Origin of the sequence: Longimicrobium sp. (genome assembly GCF_036280135.1) — a bacterium.
Taxonomy (GTDB): domain Bacteria; phylum Gemmatimonadota; class Gemmatimonadetes; order Longimicrobiales; family Longimicrobiaceae; genus Longimicrobium.
Genome location: NZ_DASURI010000478.1, coordinates 1 through 4,296 on the forward strand (window position 1 = coordinate 1; position 4,296 = coordinate 4,296).

Genomic DNA, 4,296 nt, shown 5'->3' on the forward strand with positions numbered 1-4,296 from the left:
TCTGCTCTCCGGCCCGCTTCCACGATTCCACGTCCCGCACCGAGCGCGAGCGGTGGTCCGTGCTACGCCGCCGTGGGGCGGGCGTCGTCGTCCGCCTCGGGGTCCGGCGCGTCCTGGCCCAGGGGCGGGGGCGGCACGCCCTCCTTGGGCGGGCGCAGCAGCGACAGGGCGATAGACCCGCCGATCACCGTGGCGATCACGCCCAGCGACACCAGGGTGGGCACCTTCACGAAGTCCACCAGCATCATCTTGCCGCCCACGAACACCAGCACCAGCGACAGGCCGAACTTGAGGTACACGAACTTGTGCACCACGCCTGCCAGCAGAAAGTACATCGACCGCAGGCCCAGGATGGCCATCACGTTGCTGGTGTAGACCAGGAACGGGTCGTCCGTGATGGCAAAGATGGCCGGGATGCTGTCGATGGCGAACACCAGATCCGTGAACTCCACCAGCAGCAGCACCAGGAACAGCGGCGTGGCCACGCGCCTGCCGTTCTCCACCGACCAGAACTTCTGCCCGTCGTAGCGGTGCGTAAGGGGCAGCCAGCGGCGGGCCAGGCGCACGACCGGGTTGTGCTCGGGGTCGATCGCCTCGTCCTTGCGCAGGGCCATCTTGATGCCCGTCACCAGCAGGATCCCGCCGAAGACGTAGATCACCCAGTGCCACTGGTGCAGCACGTACGACCCCGCGGCGATGAACGCGCCGCGCATCACCAGGGCGCCCAGGATGCCCCAGAACAGCACCCGGTGCTGGTACATGGCCGGCACCGAGAAGTAGGAGAAGATCAGGGCGATGACGAAGATGTTGTCCACCGCCAGCGACTTCTCCACCAGGTACCCGGTCAGGAACTCCAGCGCCGGCTGGGGGCCCGCGAAGTACCAGATGCCCGCGTTGAACACCATCGCGAGCGAGACCCACACCGCCGTCCAACCCGCCGCCTCGCGCATGCTCACCGCGTGCGCCTTGCGGTGAAACACGCCCAGGTCCAGCGCCAGCATCACGAGCACGGCGGCGTTGAACCCGACCCATAGCCAGATTGAATCTGCCACGGGAACTCCTCCTTGTGGGGCCGACAGGCGCGCGCAAAAACGTCGAGGGCGCGACCCTACGGCACAGTTCAGTGACGTAGTGGTCTCGCCCTCGGGCCTCTCGGTCCGTTCCGCGTCCCGGGGGCGGCACAGGCGCCCCGTAATGACGATCCGCGGTTCCGCTGCTGTCGTTGTTCAGCGGCAGGCTACTCCCCACACGCGGAGTGTAACGGCAGGTTCCGGGCCGATCAACCCCTTCGGGTGTGCCTGACCGTGCATTGTTGCGGAGCTGTTACAAAGGGCGGGGTGGCGGAAGGGCTCGTGCGGGAGGGTTAGTTTGTCTCGCGGGCGAGGGCCCCACTCCCCGGCCCCCTCCCCCGCTTCGCGGGGGAGGGGGAGAACTGCGCTGACGCGCAGTATCCGCGACGTGCAGTGAGCCCGTGGAAGTATACACCCTCTCCCGCGCAGTTTGCGGGAGAGGGTGCGAGCGACAGCGAGCGGGTGAGGGCTCACTGGCTCTCCCCGCCCGCGCGGTGGTCGCCGCGCTGAAACGCCATGAACGCGTGGATGGCCGCCAGCGCCTCCGCGTCCGCCGTGACGATGCGCACCTCGCCGCCGCGCGGCAGGTCGCGGTACGCGTAGCGGATGTGGGCGCGGCGCGCCGCCATCACGGCCGCGCCCGGCACCTCGCGCATGTGCACGGCCGCCGGCGTGTTGAAGTCGCCCGCGGCGAACGCGTCCGCGATGCCGCGCAGGTGCGCGCGGATGGTGGCGACGTCCACCGCGTCGTCCGTGTCGCGCTGCAGCTCGATGCGGCCGCCGTTCGGCAGCGCGTCGAAGCGGTGCGTGGACGTGTACTGGTCCACGCCCATGTGCACGCGCCCCCGCGCCTGCAGCGCCGCGAACGCCGTATCCGCCCCCGCGCTGTCCGCCCGCGCCGGGTGATGCGCGGCGTGCTCGTGCGACGCGTGCTCGTGCTGCGCGGAGAGCGCGGCGGGAACAGCGGCCGCGGCAAGGGCCAGGACCAGCGGGCGGATCGTCATCCTCTATCTCCAGTCGGTCGGGCGGATCGGTGAACGTGGTGCGCGACGCGGCGCGACTGTAGGCTACACGGATCCGCATCCATCCGCAGGGACAAACGTCACATGATCGATCCGGCCGTCCTCCATCGCATCCCCCTCTTTGCGCGGCTGAACGCCGAGGCCCTGCGCGAGCTGGCCGTCCGCTCCACCCTGCGGACCTTTGCCGCGGACGAAGTGCTGTGGCACGCGGGCACGGAGCCGCGCGGCTTCTTCGTGATCGTGGAGGGGCGGGTGCGCGTCGTTCGGACGGTGCGGGGGCGGCAGCACGTGATCCACGTGGAGGACGATGGCGGCACGCTGGGCGACGTGGCCCTGTTCGAGGGCACGACGTACCCCGCGACGGCCATCGCCGTGCGCCCCACGACGTGCGTGGCCGTCACGCGCGACGGGCTGCTGGCCGCCATCCGGCAGGATCCAGAGCTGGCGCTGGCCCTGCTGGGACGCCTGGCCGCGCGGGTGCGGCACGTCATCGGCCGGCTGGACGGGCTGGCGGCGCGCTCCGTGTCCGCGCGCCTGGCGGGTTACCTGCTGGCGCGCCGTGAGCGCGCGGGGACGGACGTGTTCACGCTGGGTGGATCGCAGACGACGGTCGCGGAGGAGCTGGGCACCGTGCGCGAGGTGCTGGGCCGCACCCTGCGCGGCCTGCGCGACCGCGGGCTGATCGACATCGGCGCGAACGGCGCCCTGCGCATCGTGGACGCGGCGGGGCTGCGGGCGGAGGCGGCGGGGTAACCCTCCCCCGGGCCCTCCCCCGGCCTCGCTCAGGCTCGTCCACCCCCTCCCGCAAACTGCGCGGGCGGGGGAATACACTTCAAACGGGGCGCGGGGCGCGGCACGAGATTCGTGCACGGGTTGGGACAGACGACACGGCGCGATGCGGTTCGTGGGGATGGGCCTCCACTACTTCGGCGATTCGGGAATGTGAGGAGCAACGACGTGGATTCGGCCATGCGCCTGTTCATCGGCGTGCCGCTGACGGACGAGGCGCGGCGTTCGGCGTGCGCTTCGGCGGGATGGGCGCCTTCTCGCGGCCGCGGAGCGCGCGCGTGCTGTGGATCGCCGTCACGGAGGGCGCGGACCGCCTGCGCGACCTGGCCCGCATCGCGGAGGACGCCGCGCGCGCCGCCGGCTTCGCGCCGGAGGGCAAGCGCTACACGCCGCACCTCACCCTCAGCCGCATCCAGCCGCCGCGCGACGTGACGGACACCACCGCCCGCGTGCCGTCCGTGGACGTGGAGATGCCCGTGCGCGAGCTGGTCGTCTTTCGCAGCCACCTGGGTGGCGGCCCCGCGCGGTACGAAGCCATCGAGCGCGTCGTGCTGCGCTGAGCCGGCGCACAGCACGGATCGTGCAGACCCGCCGCGGGCCCGGGGATCGCCTATCGACCGCAGTTGCTGGCCGTCCCCTGTACCCTGTCCCCCGTAACCCGCGGTTCAAAGACCATGCAGCTGCACGACAAGGTCGCGCTCGTCACGGGCGGCGGCGAGGGCATCGGAAAGGCGACGGCGCTGCTGTTTGCCCGCGAGGGGGCAAAGGTGGCCGTGCTGGGCCGCCACCGCGAGAACCTGGACCCCGTGGTGGACCAGATCGCCGCCGAGCACGGCCAGGCCATCCCCGTCTGTGCCGACATCTCCGACCCGGCGCAGATGCAGGCCGCCATCCGGGAGATCATCGACAAGTGGGGGCGGCTGGACGTCGTCTTTGCCAACGCGGGAATCAACGGCGTGTGGGCGCCGCTGGAGGAGCTGGAGCCCGAAGAGTGGGACAAGACCATGTCCATCAACCTCAAGGGCACCTTCCTGACGGTGAAGTACGCCGTGCCGCACCTCAAGAAGCAGGGCGGCTCCATCATCGTCACGTCGTCCATCAACGGGACGCGCGTCTTCAGCAACACGGGGGCAACGGCGTACTCGTCCACCAAGGCGGGCCAGGTGGCGTTCACCAAGATGGTGGCCCTGGAACTGGCCCCCTACCGCGTTCGGGTGAACGTCATCTGCCCGGGCGCCATCGAGACCAACATCCGGGAGAACACCGAGCAGCGAAACCTGGACGAGGTGCGCATCCCGGTCGAGTTCCCCGAGACCAACAAGCCGCTGGAGCGCGGGGAGCCCGGCACGGCGGAGCAGGTGGCCAGCGTGGTGCTGTTCCTCGCGTCCGACGCGGCGAGCCACGTCACAGGGGCC

Annotated in this window: 5 protein-coding genes; 3 read left to right on the forward strand and 2 right to left on the reverse strand. The window is 70.7% G+C overall.

Annotation, left to right across the window (positions count from 1 at the left end):
- Positions 1–62: 62 nt before the first annotated feature.
- Together VFZ20_RS15530 and VFZ20_RS15535 are read right to left on the reverse strand one after the other, a co-directional pair.
- Complete coding sequence (locus VFZ20_RS15530) at positions 63–1,052, reverse strand: TerC family protein (RefSeq protein ID WP_329684821.1); 990 nt, start codon at positions 1,050–1,052, stop codon at positions 63–65.
- Between the two features lie 488 nt (positions 1,053–1,540).
- Positions 1,541–2,074, reverse strand: a complete 534-nt coding sequence (locus VFZ20_RS15535) for a hypothetical protein (RefSeq protein ID WP_329684822.1) — start codon at positions 2,072–2,074, stop codon at positions 1,541–1,543.
- 102 nt (positions 2,075–2,176) lie between these two features.
- Between VFZ20_RS15535 and VFZ20_RS15540 the strand changes: the two genes are divergently transcribed.
- The 3 genes from VFZ20_RS15540 to VFZ20_RS15550 form a co-directional block, all read left to right on the forward strand.
- On the forward strand, positions 2,177–2,845 hold the full coding sequence (locus VFZ20_RS15540; RefSeq protein WP_329684823.1) for a Crp/Fnr family transcriptional regulator: 669 nt from the start codon (positions 2,177–2,179) through the stop codon (positions 2,843–2,845).
- Between the two features lie 179 nt (positions 2,846–3,024).
- On the forward strand, positions 3,025–3,441 hold the full coding sequence (gene thpR / locus VFZ20_RS15545; RefSeq protein ID WP_329684825.1) for an RNA 2',3'-cyclic phosphodiesterase: 417 nt from the start codon (positions 3,025–3,027) through the stop codon (positions 3,439–3,441).
- Positions 3,442–3,555: 114 nt separating this feature from the next.
- Positions 3,556–4,296, forward strand: a 741-nt coding sequence (locus VFZ20_RS15550) for an SDR family NAD(P)-dependent oxidoreductase (RefSeq protein ID WP_329684824.1), incomplete at its 3' end; no start/stop codon positions are given.